At 58.2% G+C, this 14292-nt stretch carries 17 protein-coding genes and 1 pseudogene; 7 read left to right on the top strand and 11 right to left on the bottom strand.

Annotation, left to right across the window (positions count from 1 at the left end; translation table 11 throughout):
- Nucleotides 1-97: 97 nt before the first annotated feature.
- Nucleotides 98-661: a Yip1 family protein gene (locus FO268_RS03880; RefSeq protein WP_150989854.1), complete on the top strand. Its 564-nt coding sequence runs from the start codon at nucleotides 98-100 to the stop codon at nucleotides 659-661.
- On the opposite strand, the gene trhA is transcribed toward FO268_RS03880, so the two are convergent.
- Complete coding sequence (gene trhA, locus FO268_RS03875; protein ID WP_225316495.1) at nucleotides 662-1327, bottom strand: PAQR family membrane homeostasis protein TrhA; 666 nt, start codon at nucleotides 1325-1327, stop codon at nucleotides 662-664.
- Between the two features lie 196 nt (nucleotides 1328-1523).
- Here trhA and wrbA point away from each other — a divergent pair, with 196 nt between their 5' ends.
- Complete coding sequence (gene wrbA / locus FO268_RS03870) at nucleotides 1524-2123, top strand: NAD(P)H:quinone oxidoreductase (RefSeq protein ID WP_150989848.1); 600 nt, start codon at nucleotides 1524-1526, stop codon at nucleotides 2121-2123.
- A 74-nt stretch (nucleotides 2124-2197) separates the two neighbouring features.
- Here wrbA and FO268_RS03865 read toward each other — a convergent pair whose 3' ends face one another.
- From FO268_RS03865 to FO268_RS03825, 9 genes and pseudogenes are all read right to left on the bottom strand, one after another.
- Nucleotides 2198-2929, bottom strand: coding sequence for a Crp/Fnr family transcriptional regulator (locus FO268_RS03865; RefSeq protein WP_150989844.1), 732 nt, complete (start codon nucleotides 2927-2929; stop codon nucleotides 2198-2200).
- Between the two features lie 96 nt (nucleotides 2930-3025).
- Entirely contained in the window at nucleotides 3026-4519 is a 1494-nt protein-coding gene (locus tag FO268_RS03860) for a nitrite reductase (protein ID WP_191966916.1), read from the bottom strand.
- A pseudogene (cobA, locus tag FO268_RS03855) lies at nucleotides 4519-5355 on the bottom strand (uroporphyrinogen-III C-methyltransferase); the annotation flags it as partial. The gene FO268_RS03860 and the pseudogene cobA, both read right to left, overlap by 1 nt.
- Nucleotides 5356-5393: 38 nt before the next feature.
- Nucleotides 5394-6590: a heme d1 biosynthesis radical SAM protein NirJ gene (nirJ, locus tag FO268_RS03850; RefSeq protein ID WP_150989836.1), complete on the bottom strand. Its 1197-nt coding sequence runs from the start codon at nucleotides 6588-6590 to the stop codon at nucleotides 5394-5396.
- Between the two features lie 13 nt (nucleotides 6591-6603).
- Nucleotides 6604-7119, bottom strand: a complete 516-nt coding sequence (ahbB, locus tag FO268_RS03845) for a siroheme decarboxylase subunit beta (protein WP_225316494.1) — start codon at nucleotides 7117-7119, stop codon at nucleotides 6604-6606.
- Nucleotides 7094-7576: an Lrp/AsnC family transcriptional regulator gene (locus FO268_RS03840; RefSeq protein ID WP_150989833.1), complete on the bottom strand. Its 483-nt coding sequence runs from the start codon at nucleotides 7574-7576 to the stop codon at nucleotides 7094-7096. Before FO268_RS03840 ends, ahbB (FO268_RS03845) begins: the two co-directional genes overlap by 26 nt.
- Entirely contained in the window at nucleotides 7560-8069 is a 510-nt protein-coding gene (gene ahbB / locus FO268_RS03835) for a siroheme decarboxylase subunit beta (protein WP_263645056.1), read from the bottom strand. Before ahbB (FO268_RS03835) ends, FO268_RS03840 begins: the two co-directional genes overlap by 17 nt.
- Nucleotides 8070-8101: 32 nt before the next feature.
- On the bottom strand, nucleotides 8102-8566 hold the full coding sequence (locus tag FO268_RS03830; RefSeq protein ID WP_150989830.1) for an AsnC family transcriptional regulator: 465 nt from the start codon (nucleotides 8564-8566) through the stop codon (nucleotides 8102-8104).
- A gap of 27 nt (nucleotides 8567-8593) precedes the next feature.
- Nucleotides 8594-10318, bottom strand: a complete 1725-nt coding sequence (locus tag FO268_RS03825) for a nitrite reductase (protein ID WP_150989827.1) — start codon at nucleotides 10316-10318, stop codon at nucleotides 8594-8596.
- 215 nt (nucleotides 10319-10533) lie between these two features.
- Here FO268_RS03825 and FO268_RS03820 point away from each other — a divergent pair, with 215 nt between their 5' ends.
- Genes FO268_RS03820 through FO268_RS03800 form a run of 5 tightly spaced genes read left to right on the top strand, consistent with a single transcriptional unit; the run spans nucleotide 10534 to nucleotide 14019 of the window.
- Nucleotides 10534-10902, top strand: a complete 369-nt coding sequence (locus FO268_RS03820) for a c-type cytochrome (protein WP_225316492.1) — start codon at nucleotides 10534-10536, stop codon at nucleotides 10900-10902.
- Between the two features lie 59 nt (nucleotides 10903-10961).
- Nucleotides 10962-12146 (top strand): cytochrome D1 domain-containing protein, encoded by a 1185-nt coding sequence (locus FO268_RS03815; protein ID WP_150991634.1) that lies wholly within the window; start codon nucleotides 10962-10964, stop codon nucleotides 12144-12146.
- Nucleotides 12130-12894, top strand: coding sequence for a PhnD/SsuA/transferrin family substrate-binding protein (locus FO268_RS03810; protein ID WP_150989821.1), 765 nt, complete (start codon nucleotides 12130-12132; stop codon nucleotides 12892-12894). The genes FO268_RS03815 and FO268_RS03810 overlap by 17 nt, the downstream gene beginning before the upstream one ends.
- Nucleotides 12891-13679 carry a CbbQ/NirQ/NorQ/GpvN family protein gene (locus FO268_RS03805; RefSeq protein ID WP_150989818.1) on the top strand — a complete coding sequence of 263 codons (789 nt, stop codon included), beginning with the start codon at nucleotides 12891-12893 and terminating at the stop codon, nucleotides 13677-13679. Before FO268_RS03810 ends, FO268_RS03805 begins: the two co-directional genes overlap by 4 nt.
- Entirely contained in the window at nucleotides 13645-14019 is a 375-nt protein-coding gene (locus FO268_RS03800) for a hypothetical protein (RefSeq protein ID WP_150989815.1), read from the top strand. The genes FO268_RS03805 and FO268_RS03800 overlap by 35 nt, the downstream gene beginning before the upstream one ends.
- A 31-nt stretch (nucleotides 14020-14050) precedes the next feature.
- On the opposite strand, the gene FO268_RS03795 is transcribed toward FO268_RS03800, so the two are convergent.
- The gene (locus tag FO268_RS03795; RefSeq protein ID WP_150989812.1) at nucleotides 14051-14290 is read right to left on the bottom strand and encodes a cytochrome C oxidase subunit IV family protein; all 240 of its coding nucleotides are present in this window, start codon (nucleotides 14288-14290) and stop codon (nucleotides 14051-14053) included.
- Between the last annotated feature and the right edge of the window lie 2 nt (nucleotides 14291-14292).

Genomic DNA, 14292 nt, shown 5'->3' with positions numbered 1-14292 from the left:
CGGTAGCGCCGTCTTGTCTGAGGTCATCGGGGATTCTTGACCGTACAGACTGGCCCGGCTATCACTAAAGTACAAGAACTGGTGAAAGAGGTTCATCATGTCTATCGCAAAACTGTTTCGTTTGCCTTTCTCGGGTAATGGCGTGTGGTTGGAGCTGCAGCGCCAGAATTTCTCCATTCCCTTCCTCGCCTGGGCAGTGGTTGTGCCCTTGTCATTTCTGCCTCCAGTGTTGCTGTATTACGCGGGCACCCATCACGGCGACGCCTTTCTGGCCGGGTTTGCCGACAAGGAGTGGCGCTTTATAACGACCATACTGTTCCTGGCAGAACTGCTGACGTTTTTCGTCATGGGCTGGCTTATCCATGCTGTGCTTGACGGGGACAAGCTGGAAATCAGCTATCAGGACGCCTACCTGTTGGCCGCCGTTGCGCCCATACCCTTGTGGTTGTCGTCGCTGGCCCTGTTGGTTCCTGTGCTGGCGGTAAGCGTTATGGCTGTCGCTGTGGGTATGTTTCTGTCCTGTGCTCTGGTCTATGAGGGCGTCCGGTCCTTGTGCCACCGTACCGATAACGATGTTGTCGCCATGTCGGCCACTTACACCGTAATGGCAGCCTCTCTGCTGGCCTGGGGCATCTTGATGGCAATGGTGTGGGCGTTCTGATCAGACGGTATAGGGAAGCACGCCGTAATAGATGGCACTGAAGTGAAGCGTGCTGCCGCCAATGACAAACAGGTGCCACACCGCATGCATGTAGGGAATGCGGTCAGCCAGGTAGAAAATAACGCCGGCGGTGTAAACCACGCCGCCGGCGATGGTCAGGTAGAGTGCGGTCTCGCTCAGGCTGGCAACCAGGTCAGAGGATGCAAAGGTGATCAGCCACCCCATGGCAATGTAGATGCCCACCCGGGCGAGTTTGAAGCGGTTTCTGAAGATGATCTTGAGCACCACTCCGGAGACGGCCAGGGACCAGATGATGGCGAACAGCGTCCAGCCGGTAGTGCCACGCATGTTGACCAATAGAAAGGGAGTGTAGGTGCCTGCAATGAGCAGGAAGATGGCGCAATGATCCAGGGTTTTGAAGAGCGCCCGCAGCCGCGGGTGGCGGGCGCCATGATAAAGCGCGGAGGCCAGATAGAGCAGGATCAGTGACGCGCCGAAAATGCTGAAACTGACAACCTTCCACGCATCCCCCAACTGGCTGGCCGCAACAATCAGGGCAACCGTCCCGATGACACTGAGAACGGCTCCCAGCCCATGGGTAGCACTGTTCAGCCATTCTTCAATGCGGTGGTGTGGGGATTCCATGGTGGTGCCGGTCGCTTTCATTGATGCTTCTTCCCGTTCGATCATGCCGCTACGGTACTTCAGCGTACACCTGTACGCAATCCCGGAAGTGTGACGCCGCCGTGAGAATGATCAGAATTTCTGAACAAGCCGAATGAAATCTTCCGGTTTTTCGACCTCTGCCCGGGGAGTAGGCTTGACCCATCAATCAAACGCAACCAGCAGGAGGCTCTACTCAATGGCAAAGGTACTTGTTCTTTATTACTCCATGTACGGTCACATCGAAACCATGGCCAGCACTGTCGCCGAGGGCGCAAAGGGTGTGGCCGGGGCCGAGGTCACGGTCAAGCGTGTGCCTGAAACCATGGCCGACCAGGCGTTCCTGGGCGCTGGCGGAAAAGCCGACCAGGCGGCAGCGATAGCGAACCCCAAGGAACTGCCGGAGTACGACGCGGTCATCTTTGGCACGCCAACAAGGTTTGGCAATATGTCTGGCCAGATGCGGACATTCCTGGATCAGACCGGCGGCCTGTGGGCTGAAGGCAAGCTCCACGGCAAACTTGCCAGTGTGTTCACCTCAACCGGAACCGGTGGCGGCCAGGAGCACACCATCAGTTCATTCTGGACCACACTGGCCCATCACGGCATGGTTATCATACCGCTTGGGTATGGTATTCCCGATTTCTTCGATGTGTCGGAGATGAACGGTGGCACGCCCTATGGTGCGTCCACCATTGCCGGAGGCGACGGTTCACGCCAGCCCAGCGAGAAAGAGCTGAATATCGCCCGCTATCAGGGCAAGCATGTGGCGGAGCTGGCGGTGAAGCTGTTCGGCTGATAGTTACAGTATTTATCAAGCGTTGAGCGTTTTTCAGGGCAGCAGGCGAGAGCTTGCTGCCCTTCTTTTGTGTTCTATTTTCCGGCCTGTGCCGTGCCCTGTTTCGGTTTATTCACGGCGCCGGTTTTGAGCCGGGAGAAGGTGGCCGGCACTACGCCCAACCAGGAAGCCAGTTGATTGTCAGGCACGCGTTTGACCAGCTCCGGATATTCTTCCAGCAGCAACTGGTATCGTTCGCCGGCGGACATGGTGTGTTTCCGGAACTCCCTCATACTGGTCAACTCCGCCATTTCCTCGGTCAGTACCAGCGCGAAACGTGGCCATAGCCCTTCCCCGTGAGACTGGATTGCGGAGCGGAACGCGGAAAAGTCAGCTACCCATGCAGTCACCGGGGTTACGCTGGTCAGGCAGAGGGTATTTCGCACAGTGCGGCTGCGGCCGAAGACGGGCCAGACCATGTCGCCCTCGGAAAAGAAATGGTGCACGGAGACCTTGCCATTGGGTGCTTCCCGGAATAGTCGCAGGATGCCGTACTGAATCAGGTAAACGTTTGCCCAGGGGGTGTCGTGTTTCTCCAGGGTGGTTTCGGCATCCACCCTGCGTTGGTGGAACAGGCGGGCGAGGTCTGCCAGAAACCGTGCATCCGGCTCGTTTTCGTGCCCTGCGAGACGAATACCGAATATTCGGCTCAGTCCATTCAGCAGAGCCGTCGATTCAGGCGCGGACTCTTGCTGGATGATGTCCGGGTTGTTTTCTCCCAGCATGCAGGGTGCAGAGGATACGTTTGGCCTGAGGATGCTGTTCATGGTGTTGACCCTGTTATGAGTGTCAGGTCAATTATGGTATCAAAAAAACATCTTTTGAAATGACTTAAATCATTAAGCCTTTTTCACTGAGTCGATTTAGTGACTGGTTCCTTCCTCGTAGTTAATCTTGTTCCAGACGTTGTATTTGCCGGACGGCTTGTTCATAGGAATACGCTTTTCTTCCTTCAGGGTATCGGCGTCGTAAACGATCACAGCCCCGTCGTTATCCCAGATACTCAGCAATAGTTTTTCACCGTAGCGGTCGAACTCAACATGAGCGGCGACTTTGCCTGGAGCGGGCTGTAGCGTTTTGACGATTTCCAGGGTCTGCTTGTCGATGACGTGGACCTTGTCCTTGTTGGGGCCGAAGAACACATCCACCCAGGCGTAACGGGAGTTCTCGTGGCTGCGCATGAAGAAGCCGGGGCCTTCTGTTTCGAGGGTCTTAATGACTTCCCAGGTGTCCATGTCAATGATGGAAACGGCGCCGGTGCGGAAGTGCGGGGTGGCCATCACCCGTTTGCCCTGGTATTCCCAGGTGATACCGGAGCCCAGGTGCGGCATACCGGGAAGGGGCAGGTCGGCGACGGTTTTGCCGGTGTCGAGGTTGATTACCAGGCCATGTTTGCCGTCGCGTGCCGCACCGATAAGATGGTCGTAACCCGGGTCGAAGAAGAAGTCATCCAGCCAGGTGTCGGTCTGCATTTGGCGGACATTGGGCTGGCCATCTTCCACAGTGATTTCCCAGGCTTCGGGAATGTCTTTGAGCGCAGCAATGAAGCTGTCCCGAGGCGGAGCGGCGTACACGGCGCTGACACGGGAGCTGTCGCCGGCATCGTTTTCTACCGGGATGATGTCCATCAGCTCAAGGTTGTCGGCATCAAACAGCACCAGGGTATGGGGCAGGTAGTTGGCTGCCATCACGTAACTGCCGTCAGCGGAGACAGCGATGTTGCGCATGTTGATACCGGCACGGACTTCTGCCGTCACTTCCAGGTTGTACAGGTCGTATTTGGTAATCCATCCGTCCCGGGAGCCGAAGTAAACGTAGCGGCCGTCCGGGCTGTATTTCGGGCCACCGTGCAGGGCGTAGCGGCTCGGGAAGCGGTGGATGGGTTCCATCCGGTCGCCGTCGAGCAGCGTGACATGATGGTCACCGATTTCCACCACCAGGAACAGGTTCATCAGGTCGGCTTCGTAAACCGGTTCCTCAGGCAAAGAGCCATGCGAGTGGGGCAACAGGTGGCTGTCGAGAATCTCTGCCTGACCCCAGGTTGGTGTGGTGGCAGGTGGGCGGTAAATATACTCCGCCAGTGCAGTGATCGATTCCGGGTCAAGAATATCGGCAAAGGCCGGCATCTGGGTGGCAGGCCGGCCGTTGCGGATAGCATCCTCGGCCTGGGGCTTCTTGAGCCGGGACAGGTTATCCGGTAGCACCGCGGGGCCCATGCCTCCCAGGCGATCCGATCCATGGCAGCTGGCGCAATGTTGCTGGTAGAGCGCCTCAGTGCCGGAGTCGGGGCTAGCCTGTAACGAGGCAGGGAGCAGCAGGCTGGTGGCCAGAATCAGCAGTGTAGCTTTGCGGATCATCATGCCGGCCGGCCTCCTGCGCTGGCTGCAATGGCTGAGTTGTGGCCAGTCTGCCACCCTGCAGCAGTGGGCTGCGCCAGTTTGTCGGCCAGACGGACAACCTCACCTACGATAATCAGTGTGGGTGGCTGGAAGCCTTCATTGAGGATGGTGGCTTCCAGGTTTTCCAGTGTGGTTACCGCCATGTGCTGTTGCGGTGTCGTTCCCCGTTCCACCAGCGCCACCGGGCAGTCTCCGGGCAGACCATGGGCGATGAGTTCGCGGACGATGGTCGGAGCGTTATGTAGCCCCATGTAGAAAACCCGTGTCTGGCCCGGTGCTGCGAGCACTCGCCAGTTCAGCTCAAGGGACAGGTCGGCCTTGCGGTGGCCGGTTACGAAGGTCACGCTCTGGGAGTAATCCCGGTGAGTCAGTGGTATGCCGCAGTAAGAGGCGCAACCAGCGGCCGAGGTGATACCCGGCACCACCTGAAAATCAATGTCATTATCCACCAGGAACTCCGCTTCCTCACCGCCCCGGCCGAAAATGTAGGGGTCGCCGCCTTTGAGCCGAACGACGCGACGCTGTTTGACGGCCAGCTGTACCAGCAGTTCATTGGTGTCTTCCTGGGGCACATAATGGCAACCGCTGGCTTTCCCCACATGGATGCACTCGGCTGCCGGGTTCACCAGTTCCATGATCTGTGGCGATACGAGGCGGTCATACACGATGGCATCCGCCTGCTGAATCAGCATCAGTGCCCTCAGGGTCAGCAGGCCAGGGTCACCGGGACCGGCTCCGACTATGGCAACTTCTCCGACCCGTAAGGGTTGTTCCGCCAGCTGGAACTCCACCAGGCACTTCTTCCTTTGGCTGGTTGTCATGATGCTTGTCCTTACAGGTTGTGAACCGGGATCTCGGTGACGGGAGCGGCAACGCGCCGTGGCATATCGAGCACACCGATTTCTTCATTGGTGAGGTAACAGCCGGGATCCTCTTCCCAGAAATCACCGGAAATGTTGTAGGCCCTTACCCGGGTGTTGCCGTTGCAGATCGGCAGGTAACGGCAGTCGGCACAGCGCCCCTTGACCGGGCGCGGGCTCTGGCGGAAGCCTGTCATCAGAGAATCACTGGCTTCGGACCAGATCCGGGAAAAGGGTTTGTTGCGAACGTTGCCCAGGTTGTAGTCCCACCAGAAGGTATCCGGGTGAACCTCTCCAAGGTTGTCGATGTTGGAAATGTTGACGCCGGAGGCATTGCCTCCCCAGTTGGTCAGCCGTTGCTTCAGGGCTGGAACCTGATCGGGGTAGTGTTCCGCTGCCCACTGCAACAGGAATGGGGCATCGGCATCGTTGTTGCCGGTTACGTATTCCCGCTCGATGCCGCGCTGGAGTTCGTCGTGGCAGTGGTCGAACAGCAGGGTCATGGCCTCGCGGGTCATGTCGTACCAGGCATCCCGTTTGCGGTTGCGACCCCCCCGGCCCGAATAGTTCAGGTGTGACAGGTAGAACTTGTCGATGTCGTGTTCGTCCAGCAGCTTGAGCATGTCCGGCAGCTGGGGGAAGTTGTCCTGGGTAAGGGTGAAGCGCAGGCCTACCTTGATACCCGCCTTCTTGCACAGTTCAACGGCTTTCATGGAGGCGGCGAAGGCGCCTTTTTTCTGGCGGAATTCATCGTGCGTTTGTTCCAGTCCGTCGATGCTGATACCCACGTAGTCGTAGCCGGCCTCTGCGATCTGCCTGATGTTGTCTTCGGTAATCAGCGTGCCATTGGTGGAAAGGCCAACGTAGAACCCCATGGCTTTGGCGCGATGGGAGATATCAAAGATATCCGGGCGCATCAGCGGTTCGCCGCCGGAGAGGATCAGCACCGGTACGCCAAACTCCTTGAGGTCGTCCATCACCGTGTAGACCTCCTCCGTACCCAACTCACCCTTGAAATCCACGTCGGCGGAGATGGAGTAGCAGTGTTTGCAGGTGAGGTTGCAGCGGCGAATCAGGTTCCAGATTACCACCGGGCCAGAGGGCTTCGGAACCGGGCGCACCGGAGCCGGGTTCATCAGGCTCTTGATGTAGCGGGTCATTCTGAACATGGTGCTTCCTCTCTCATGATTTCCGCAGCCGCAGACCGGTTTTTTTCAGGATGGCCGAGCTGTAAAGAATGGTGTGGCCTTCGCAGGTGTCTCCGAGCAAGTCGTGAATCTGCGAAGCCTTGTCTTCGACTTCTTCACGGCTGGTACCGTGAACCATGGCAAACAGGCTGTAGTTCCAGTAGGGCAGGTGCCGCGGCCGTCGGTAGCAGTGGCTGACAAAGGGTAGTTCGCCCACCTGTCGGCCCATGGCAGTGATGGCCTCGTCGTGGACATCCCACACCGTCATGCCATTGAAGCGATAGCCCAGGCGATAGTGATCGGGCACGGCGGCAACCCGCCGGATAACGCCCGCGCTCTGCATGCGCTGAAAACGGGCCAGAACCTCGTCTGCGGGGAGCCCCAGTTCCTTGCCCAGCGCTCCCCACGGGTCAGGAACCAGAGGCAAACCGCCCTGGGTAGCCAGGATCAGTTTCCGGTCAAGCGCACAGAGCATGTAATTTTGGTCAGACCGGGAAGTGGAGATGGACATGGAACTCCTCCTCCTTGGGCATGTTGTAAACGGGATAGCCCGTTGCAGATTCGATACCGGTGATCACCCGGTCTATGTCGTCCGGTGCCTCCGTTGCCAATACAAACCACATGTTCAGTTCATGTTCCCTGCGGTAGTTGTGGGCCACTTCATCGAACTCGTTAACCTTTGCGGTGATGCTGTCAAAGTCCTGTTCGGGAATGCGCATGGCGGCCAGCGTCAGGCCGCCGCCCATTTCGCCGGCGTGAAACATGGGGCCGAAACGCGTGAGAATACGACGGTCCAGCAGGTTCTGAAGGGTGTTCAGAACCACCTCCTCGGGCATCCCCAGCTCATCGGCTACCGCTGCATAGGGCGAATGCACCAGAGGCAGGCCTGTTTGCAGCCGGTTAATCACGGCCCGCTCCACGTCGGTGAATTCAGGTGTTGTCTCCAGGCATTCAGTCATGGCTGACATAACGGCCTCCCCGTTGTCGGTAGGCCTTGGTGCTGAACAATACGGCGTGGGGTATCTGCTCCAGCTCCTGCTCGGCAATCAGCGTTGCCAACTGGCTCATTACCCGTTCCCGGTCAACACCGTGAATCATGCAGAACAGGTTGTAGGGCCAGTTCGGGAGCCGGCGTGGGCGCTGGTAACAGAGCGTGACGAAAGGCGCGCTGGCCAGAGCCCGCCCCAGCTTGTGTACCTGATCGTCAGGAATATCCCACACCACCATGGCGTTGGCGGTATAGCCAAGCGTGCGGTGCCGGACCACCAGTCCGAATCGCTTGATGAGCCCCTGGTCCTGCCACTGTCTGATGGCTGTCATTACTTCCTGTTCGGACAGGCCGGTTCTTTCCGCCAAAGTCTGGTAAGGGCGGGGGGTTAGTGGAAGGCCCAGTTCCAGCTGCTGCCGAAGCCGCAGTAATCCCCAGGCACTGATTGACCCGGCACCGGTAACTTCCGGCAACGTGACCAGATATTCCGGTGCGTGGCGAAGGGTCACGGCAGGGCCTCCCAGTCGATGTCGAAGCCCAGGTCAATATGATGGGCTTCTACCATGGGCAACCGAAGCATGGGGAGTCTGAGCTGGTGTTCCAGTTCGTCGAGCCGCTCTTCCAGAGTGTCTTCATCCGGGGCAGTCATGACAAACCAGAGATTGTAGGTGTGCTCGCGGGCGTAATTGTGATTTACCCCCGGAGCACGGTTAACCCGGGCGGCAACGATATCCAGCTGTTCGTCTGGTGCCGCCACGGCAGCCAGCAAGCTCGCGCCTGCCCGGCTGTGTTCGAAAACCGGCCCGACCCGGCTGAGAACCTGACTGTCCTGGAGCAACTGAAGCCGTTCAAGGACCTCCTCTTCAGCGATGCCCAGTTGTCGGGACATTGCCTCGTAGGGTCTCTCACAGACGGGCAGTTCCCGCTGGAAAAGGTTGATCAGCTGTTTATCAGTTGTATCCAGTCTCATCTCTGGTCTCCTCCGGGCCGCACCCGGTTAGTACACGTCGTGCTGGGTGTTGTAGACGTTGAACTTGCCGGTCGGAGTGACCAGCCGTTCGTCGGTGATTACCTTCTTCAGCTCACGGGTTTTGTCGTCGACAATGACCAGGGCGGATTTCTTGTCCTGGGTGTTCCACACCGAGAACCAGACTTCGTCGCCTTTGACGTTGTACTCGGGCTGCACGACCCGTTTAGGCCCGTCACCCAGTTCCGCCCACTCGGCAATCGGCAGCACCTCATAGCCGGCTTCCAGATTGTTGATGTCAAATACCGCAACGCTCTGGCTGATGGCTTCACCGGGGTTCAAAGCGGTATCAACCCACAGGTTGGTAGATTTCGGATGGGTCTTGATGAACAGCGATCCACCGCCCTGGCCGTCCAGGGTTCTGACGACTTTCCAGGCCTTGTCCGGATGGCCATCGGGATCAGTTCCGATCATCTGGATGGTCGGGTCGCCCAGATGGCTGGTTGCCCAGACCGGGCCATGCTCCGGATCCACGAAGTTGGCGCCGCGGCCAGGGTGGGGAATCTTGCCCACGTCTACCAGGGCTTCAAGGTTGCGGTCCTGGGAGTCAACCACAGCGATCTTGTCGGACTGGTTGGCTGCTGTCATGAAGTAGCGCATGCTGCTGTCCCAACCACCGTCGTGCAGGAACTGTGCGGCATCGATGTTGGTGATCGAGAGGTTATCCAGGTCCTCATAGTTCACCAGCATGATCTTGCCGGTTTCCTTCACGTTGACGATGAATTCCGGGTGCTTGTGGGAGGCCACGATGGCGGCAACCCTTGGCTCCGGGTGATATTCCTGGGTGCCCACGGTCATGCCTCGGGTGCCGACAATTTTCTTCGGCTCCAGAGTCTGCCCGTCCATGATCACGAATTGTGGCGGCCAGTAGGTACCGGCAATGGCGAGTTTGTCTTCCCAGCCCTCGTACTTGGAGGTTTCAACCGAACGGGCTTCCATGCCGACCTTGATCTTGGCAACGGTGTCGGGCTCTTCCATCCACAGGTCGATCATGTTGACCAGGGCGTCCCGGCCGATCACGAAGACGTAGCGGCCTGAGGCCGACATACGGGAAATATGCACTGCATAACCAGTGTTGATGATATGGGCAATTTCATGGGTATCACCGTCAATCAAGGCAACCTGGCCCGCATCCCGCAGCGTGACACTGAACAGGTTCTCAAGGTTCATGTCATTCATCTGCTTCGTGGGTCGGTCTTCCGGCGGGATGATCACTTCCCAACTTGCCTTCATCTCGTCAAGACCGTACTCCGGAGGCTGGGGTGGTTCGTGCATGATGTACTTGGCCATCAGCTCGACTTCTTCCTCGGTAAAATCACCTGAGGTCAGCCAGTTCGGCATACCTGCGGGTGAGCCGTAACTGATAAACACCTTGAGGTAGTCGATGCCCCGTTCCTGGGTGATGTCGGGGGTCAGAGGCTTGCCTGTCGCGCCTTTGCGCAGAACGCCATGGCAACCGGCACAGCGTTCGAAATAGATCTGCTTGGCCTGTTCGAACTCCGCGTCGGTAAGGTCTGGTGCGCCAGGGGTCCGGACAACCTTGGCGGATCCGGGATCAACTGAGCTGGAGGTGCCCTCGTAAGCGGTTGCCGAGGGGTCGGGATCTTTCGGGGCGGCATGTACCGTCATCGCGGTAAGCGACGCAATAGCGACGGCCAGTGCCAGTGGCTTGGGAAACAGCTTGCTTACTCTCATCAGGTTCTCTCCTTGGATTTAAGAGTCCCTTTAGGTTTCTCTTCTTTATCCCCCTGAACATTGATTAATGTCAGATGTGCGTTTTTTGTCCAGCGTTTACCCATTGGTGGGTATACCCAAAGAGTTCTGGCATTGATTTGCTGTTTTAACCAATATCAAGGATGACACCCGGTAGCGTCGTCAGGATGCTATTAATACTTGGGAGGAAGCAGGGATTGAACAGGCTCTGGCGGGCATATCAAAGGCGATTACAGATTCTCGGCGTGACCTGGGTCGCCCTGTTTCTTGCCCCTGGCATAGCGCTTGGTGGCGATGCCGAGGCTCGGCCGCCATCTGAGCAGGCCCGGCTGTCGAACCTGGTGGTCCAGGACTGTGGTTCGTGTCATGGGTTGACGCTCCGTGGTGGGCTCGGTCCGCCATTGCGACCAGAGGATCTTGCGCATCTGCCAGTGGAGGCCATCGCCGCGATTGTCAGCGAGGGCGTCCCGGGTTCCGCTATGCCGCCCTGGAAAGCCCTGTTATCCCCTGAAGAAATTCATTGGATCAGCGAACAACTGAAGTCCGGTGCGCTGGTTTCACACTGAAGGCCGATCTGGAGGAATGATCATCCATGGATGTTAAATTCAAGGCGTCCGGCATGCTGATGCTGGCATTGTTTCTGGCCTTTGGCCTGAGTGGTTGCCAGGCGCTCTCCGGGTCAGATCCCCGCCCCGATATTATGGGTACCGGCGACCTGGGGCTGATCGTTGAGCGAACCACGGGCTCGGTACTGGTCGTCAATACCTCCCGGCACGAAGTACTGGGCCGTGTTGAGGGGCTGGGGGATCTGTCCCATGCGTCTGTGGTTTACTCCCGGGATGCCCGCTACGGGTATGTGTTCGGTCGCGACGGGGGCCTCACCAAGGTGGACCTGTTAAGCCAGTCCATTGTCGACCGTGTTATCCAGTCCGGTAACAGTATTGGCGGGGCGATTTCACAGGATGGCCGTTATGTGGCGGTGTCCAATTACGAACCGGGCGGGGTGAAAGTATTTGATAGCGAGACCATGGAGCTGGTGGCAGACATACCTGCTACTTACACCAGCGGCGACAGTGAGGCCGGCCAGTCTAAAACGGTCGGACTGGTGGACGCACCGGGGAACCTGTTTGTGTTCAGCCTGTTTGAGGCCGGAGAGATCTGGACCATCGATATGAGTGATAAGACCGCTGAGATCACCCGTTTTGAGGCCGGAAAATCGCCATACGACGCCCTGATTACGCCGGATGGCCGTTACTACATTGCCGGCCTTTTTGGTGAAGACGGTCTGTCCATGCTGGACCTGTGGAATCCGGACCAGGGGGTGACCGAGATTCTGCCGGATTACGGCATGGGTGAGCAGAAGCTGCCCGTTTACAAGATGCCCCACCTGGAAGGCTGGGCCATCGCCGACGGCCGAGCCTTTGTGCCGGCGGTGGGACACCATCAGGTACTGGTGGCCGACATGCAGGACTGGTCACTGACCGATCGGATTCCGGTGCAAGGCCAGCCGGTGTTTGTCATGGCCAGCCCGGACAATCGCCAGATCTGGGTGAGCTTTGCCCACCCGAAGAACGATGTGGTACAGGTGATTGATTCCCAAACCCGGAAAATTATCCGCACCCTGGAACCCGGCGAGGCGGTTCTGCACATGGAGTTTACCCCCCGCGGAGAGGAAGTGTGGGTGTCTGCGAGAGACAGCAATCAGGTAACTGTCTACAGCACCCGAACGCTGGAACCGGTTGCAACACTTAATGCAGAAAAACCCAGTGGCATCTTCTTTACCAGCCGGGCTCATGCACTTGGTCTTTAACCCATGGCGGGTATTGTCCGGGTTTTTGCTGGCCGGGCTGATGTATGCCGCGCCTGCCAGCGCTGACAAAGCGCGTATCCTGATCGGGATTGAGTCTGCCACCGGGCCTGCGGCCGTGTCGCGCTATCGGTTGACGGAGTACCTGCAAACACGGGGCTGCGAAGCTGATGTTCAGATAGGTGCCGCGGTGCGGGGGCTTGCCCTGGCTTTTTTTCCGGGTAGCCCCGGGGAAGCGGAACCCGTACTTCAGGCGGTGAACCGGGAGGGCAAGCTGCCGGTTCCTGTCTGGGTCACTCGCAAGACATCGGGAATGAGGGGCCTTGATGAACTGCAGGGGCGTGACCTTGCGACAGTTGCCGGCAATGACCCTCTGGGAGCTAGCCTGGCGCTGATAGCGTTGCAGGAACAAGGTATCGTGCCGGAGCCCGGGCAGTTATACGAGGCCGGTGACTACAGCTCTGCACTGGGGTTGTTGCTCCATAACAACACCTATGCTGCCGTATCGGAGCTGGGCTTTTTGAAACCCTTCCTGGCCAGGAACAGCCTTGTGGTCAGCTGGCAGGGGGAGCCTGTAAAGGCGGCTGGCTGGTATCGCCAGACCGGCTGGAATAAGCGCGCTGAAATTTGTGAACAGGCACTGGCCGAATTACAGCGGGAAGACGATCCGCAGAGGTTCGCGATCTTTCCCGAATGGGTGTATGGCTTTGCCTTGCCCGACACTCAGGATTCAGAGGATAGAACTCAATGACGTTTTACCAACCGGCAGGTAACGAGATAGAACTCTTCCAGGCCGCGGCCAATAACGGCTTGCCTGTGCTCATCAAGGGCCCGACCGGCTGCGGCAAGACACGTTTTGTCCGCTTTATGGCGGAGAAGCTGGGGCGACCTGTCTACACAGTGGCCTGCCACGATGATCTCACTGCTGCGGATCTTGTGGGCCGGCACCTGATTGGCCCGGACGGCACCTACTGGCAGGACGGCCCGTTGACCCGGGCAGTGCGGGAAGGCGGCATCTGCTATCTGGATGAAGTGGTAGAAGCCCGCAAGGACACCACGGTAGTACTGCATCCGCTGGCGGATGACCGCCGTGAGCTACCAATCGAACGGACCGGCGAAGTGCTGAAGGCGGCCCCGGGCTTCATGCTCGTGGTGTCTTACAACCCGGGCTACCAGAGCCTGCTCAAAGGGATGAAACCCAGCACTCGGCAGCGCTTTGTATCGATGAGTTTTGATTACCCGCATGCGGCGGCCGAGCAGGCCATTGTGATCGAGGAGTCCGGTTGCGACCGGGATCTGGCTGAACAATTGGTTGGCCTGGCACGTTCCGTGCGCAACCTCAAAGATCATGATCTGGAGGAGGCGGCATCGACACGTCTTCTGATTCACACCGCTCACCTGGTTCGCGCCGGTGTGCCGGTTACCGAGGCCTGTCGGGCCGGGATGATAGAGCCGTTGACTGACGATGAAGCAACCGTCAGCGCACTCATGGAGGTGGTGTATGCCGTATTCGGGAAGTCAGACGAGAACCAGTAGTGGTGCGGTGGTGCCGGTTGCCTGGTACCTGTTGAATCTGTTGTTGCTGCCGTTCGTGGGTTTTGCTGTTTTGCTCTGGGTCTATCTGCGTTCGGGGAATGCGTCACCTTTGCGGAAGCTGCATGCTAAGGCGACTGTCTGTATGTCATTACTGGGAGCGACGCTTATTGGTGGCGGTGTGGCTGTGTTCTGGCTGGCGTTTGGTAATACCGGTGATTTCTGGACCAGTGCCATTGTCTGGTCCATCGTTCTGCATACGTCGTTTGTTTTATGGGGGATGGTTGCGTTGGCCCAGGCTATTGGTGATAAGCCCCCTTATTTTCCGCGACGCTTCAGCTGAATCCTGGAGTTTTGGTGGTGGAGCGGCCGGGTCAGTGGATTCCGCGTGTGGCGGCCAGAGCAGCTATAACGATGACCGCCCAGCCTTGTGAAGCCAGTCTCCACCCCAGTGGTGCGTGTCGCATTTCCATGAAATGATCGACCAGCAGAACGGCTTTCACGATGATCAGTGCAAACACCAGCCACACCAGCACGGAAGCATCCGCGCCCGCCTGCATGGCAATCACTGGCGTCATGGTGCAAAGCATTAACAGGATGTAGACAGCAAGCATCT

Source organism: Marinobacter denitrificans (assembly GCF_008795955.1).
In the GTDB taxonomy this organism is placed as follows: Bacteria; Pseudomonadota; Gammaproteobacteria; order Pseudomonadales; family Oleiphilaceae; genus Marinobacter; species Marinobacter denitrificans.
The sequence above is the reverse complement of the archived record's forward strand: the minus strand, read 5'-3'. Positions and strand labels throughout refer to the sequence as shown.

What these genes read in the sequence shown, in the direction of transcription:
- FO268_RS03880 (WP_150989854.1), top strand. Translation starts at nt 98, where the DNA reads ATGTCTATCGCAAAACTGTTTCGTTTGCCTTTCTCGGGTAATGGCGTG.
- trhA (WP_225316495.1), bottom strand. Translation starts at nt 1,327, where the DNA reads ATGAAAGCGACCGGCACCACCATGGAATCCCCACACCACCGCATTGAA.
- wrbA (WP_150989848.1), top strand. Translation starts at nt 1,524, where the DNA reads ATGGCAAAGGTACTTGTTCTTTATTACTCCATGTACGGTCACATCGAA.
- FO268_RS03865 (WP_150989844.1), bottom strand. Translation starts at nt 2,929, where the DNA reads ATGAACAGCATCCTCAGGCCAAACGTATCCTCTGCACCCTGCATGCTG.
- FO268_RS03860 (WP_191966916.1), bottom strand. Translation starts at nt 4,519, where the DNA reads ATGATCCGCAAAGCTACACTGCTGATTCTGGCCACCAGCCTGCTGCTC.
- nirJ (WP_150989836.1), bottom strand. Translation starts at nt 6,590, where the DNA reads ATGTTCAGAATGACCCGCTACATCAAGAGCCTGATGAACCCGGCTCCG.
- ahbB (WP_225316494.1), bottom strand. Translation starts at nt 7,119, where the DNA reads ATGTCCATCTCCACTTCCCGGTCTGACCAAAATTACATGCTCTGTGCG.
- FO268_RS03840 (WP_150989833.1), bottom strand. Translation starts at nt 7,576, where the DNA reads ATGTCAGCCATGACTGAATGCCTGGAGACAACACCTGAATTCACCGAC.
- FO268_RS03830 (WP_150989830.1), bottom strand. Translation starts at nt 8,566, where the DNA reads ATGAGACTGGATACAACTGATAAACAGCTGATCAACCTTTTCCAGCGG.
- FO268_RS03825 (WP_150989827.1), bottom strand. Translation starts at nt 10,318, where the DNA reads ATGAGAGTAAGCAAGCTGTTTCCCAAGCCACTGGCACTGGCCGTCGCT.
- FO268_RS03815 (WP_150991634.1), top strand. Translation starts at nt 10,962, where the DNA reads ATGCTGGCATTGTTTCTGGCCTTTGGCCTGAGTGGTTGCCAGGCGCTC.
- FO268_RS03810 (WP_150989821.1), top strand. Translation starts at nt 12,130, where the DNA reads ATGCACTTGGTCTTTAACCCATGGCGGGTATTGTCCGGGTTTTTGCTG.
- FO268_RS03805 (WP_150989818.1), top strand. Translation starts at nt 12,891, where the DNA reads ATGACGTTTTACCAACCGGCAGGTAACGAGATAGAACTCTTCCAGGCC.
- FO268_RS03800 (WP_150989815.1), top strand. Translation starts at nt 13,645, where the DNA reads ATGCCGTATTCGGGAAGTCAGACGAGAACCAGTAGTGGTGCGGTGGTG.
- FO268_RS03795 (WP_150989812.1), bottom strand. Translation starts at nt 14,290, where the DNA reads ATGCTTGCTGTCTACATCCTGTTAATGCTTTGCACCATGACGCCAGTG.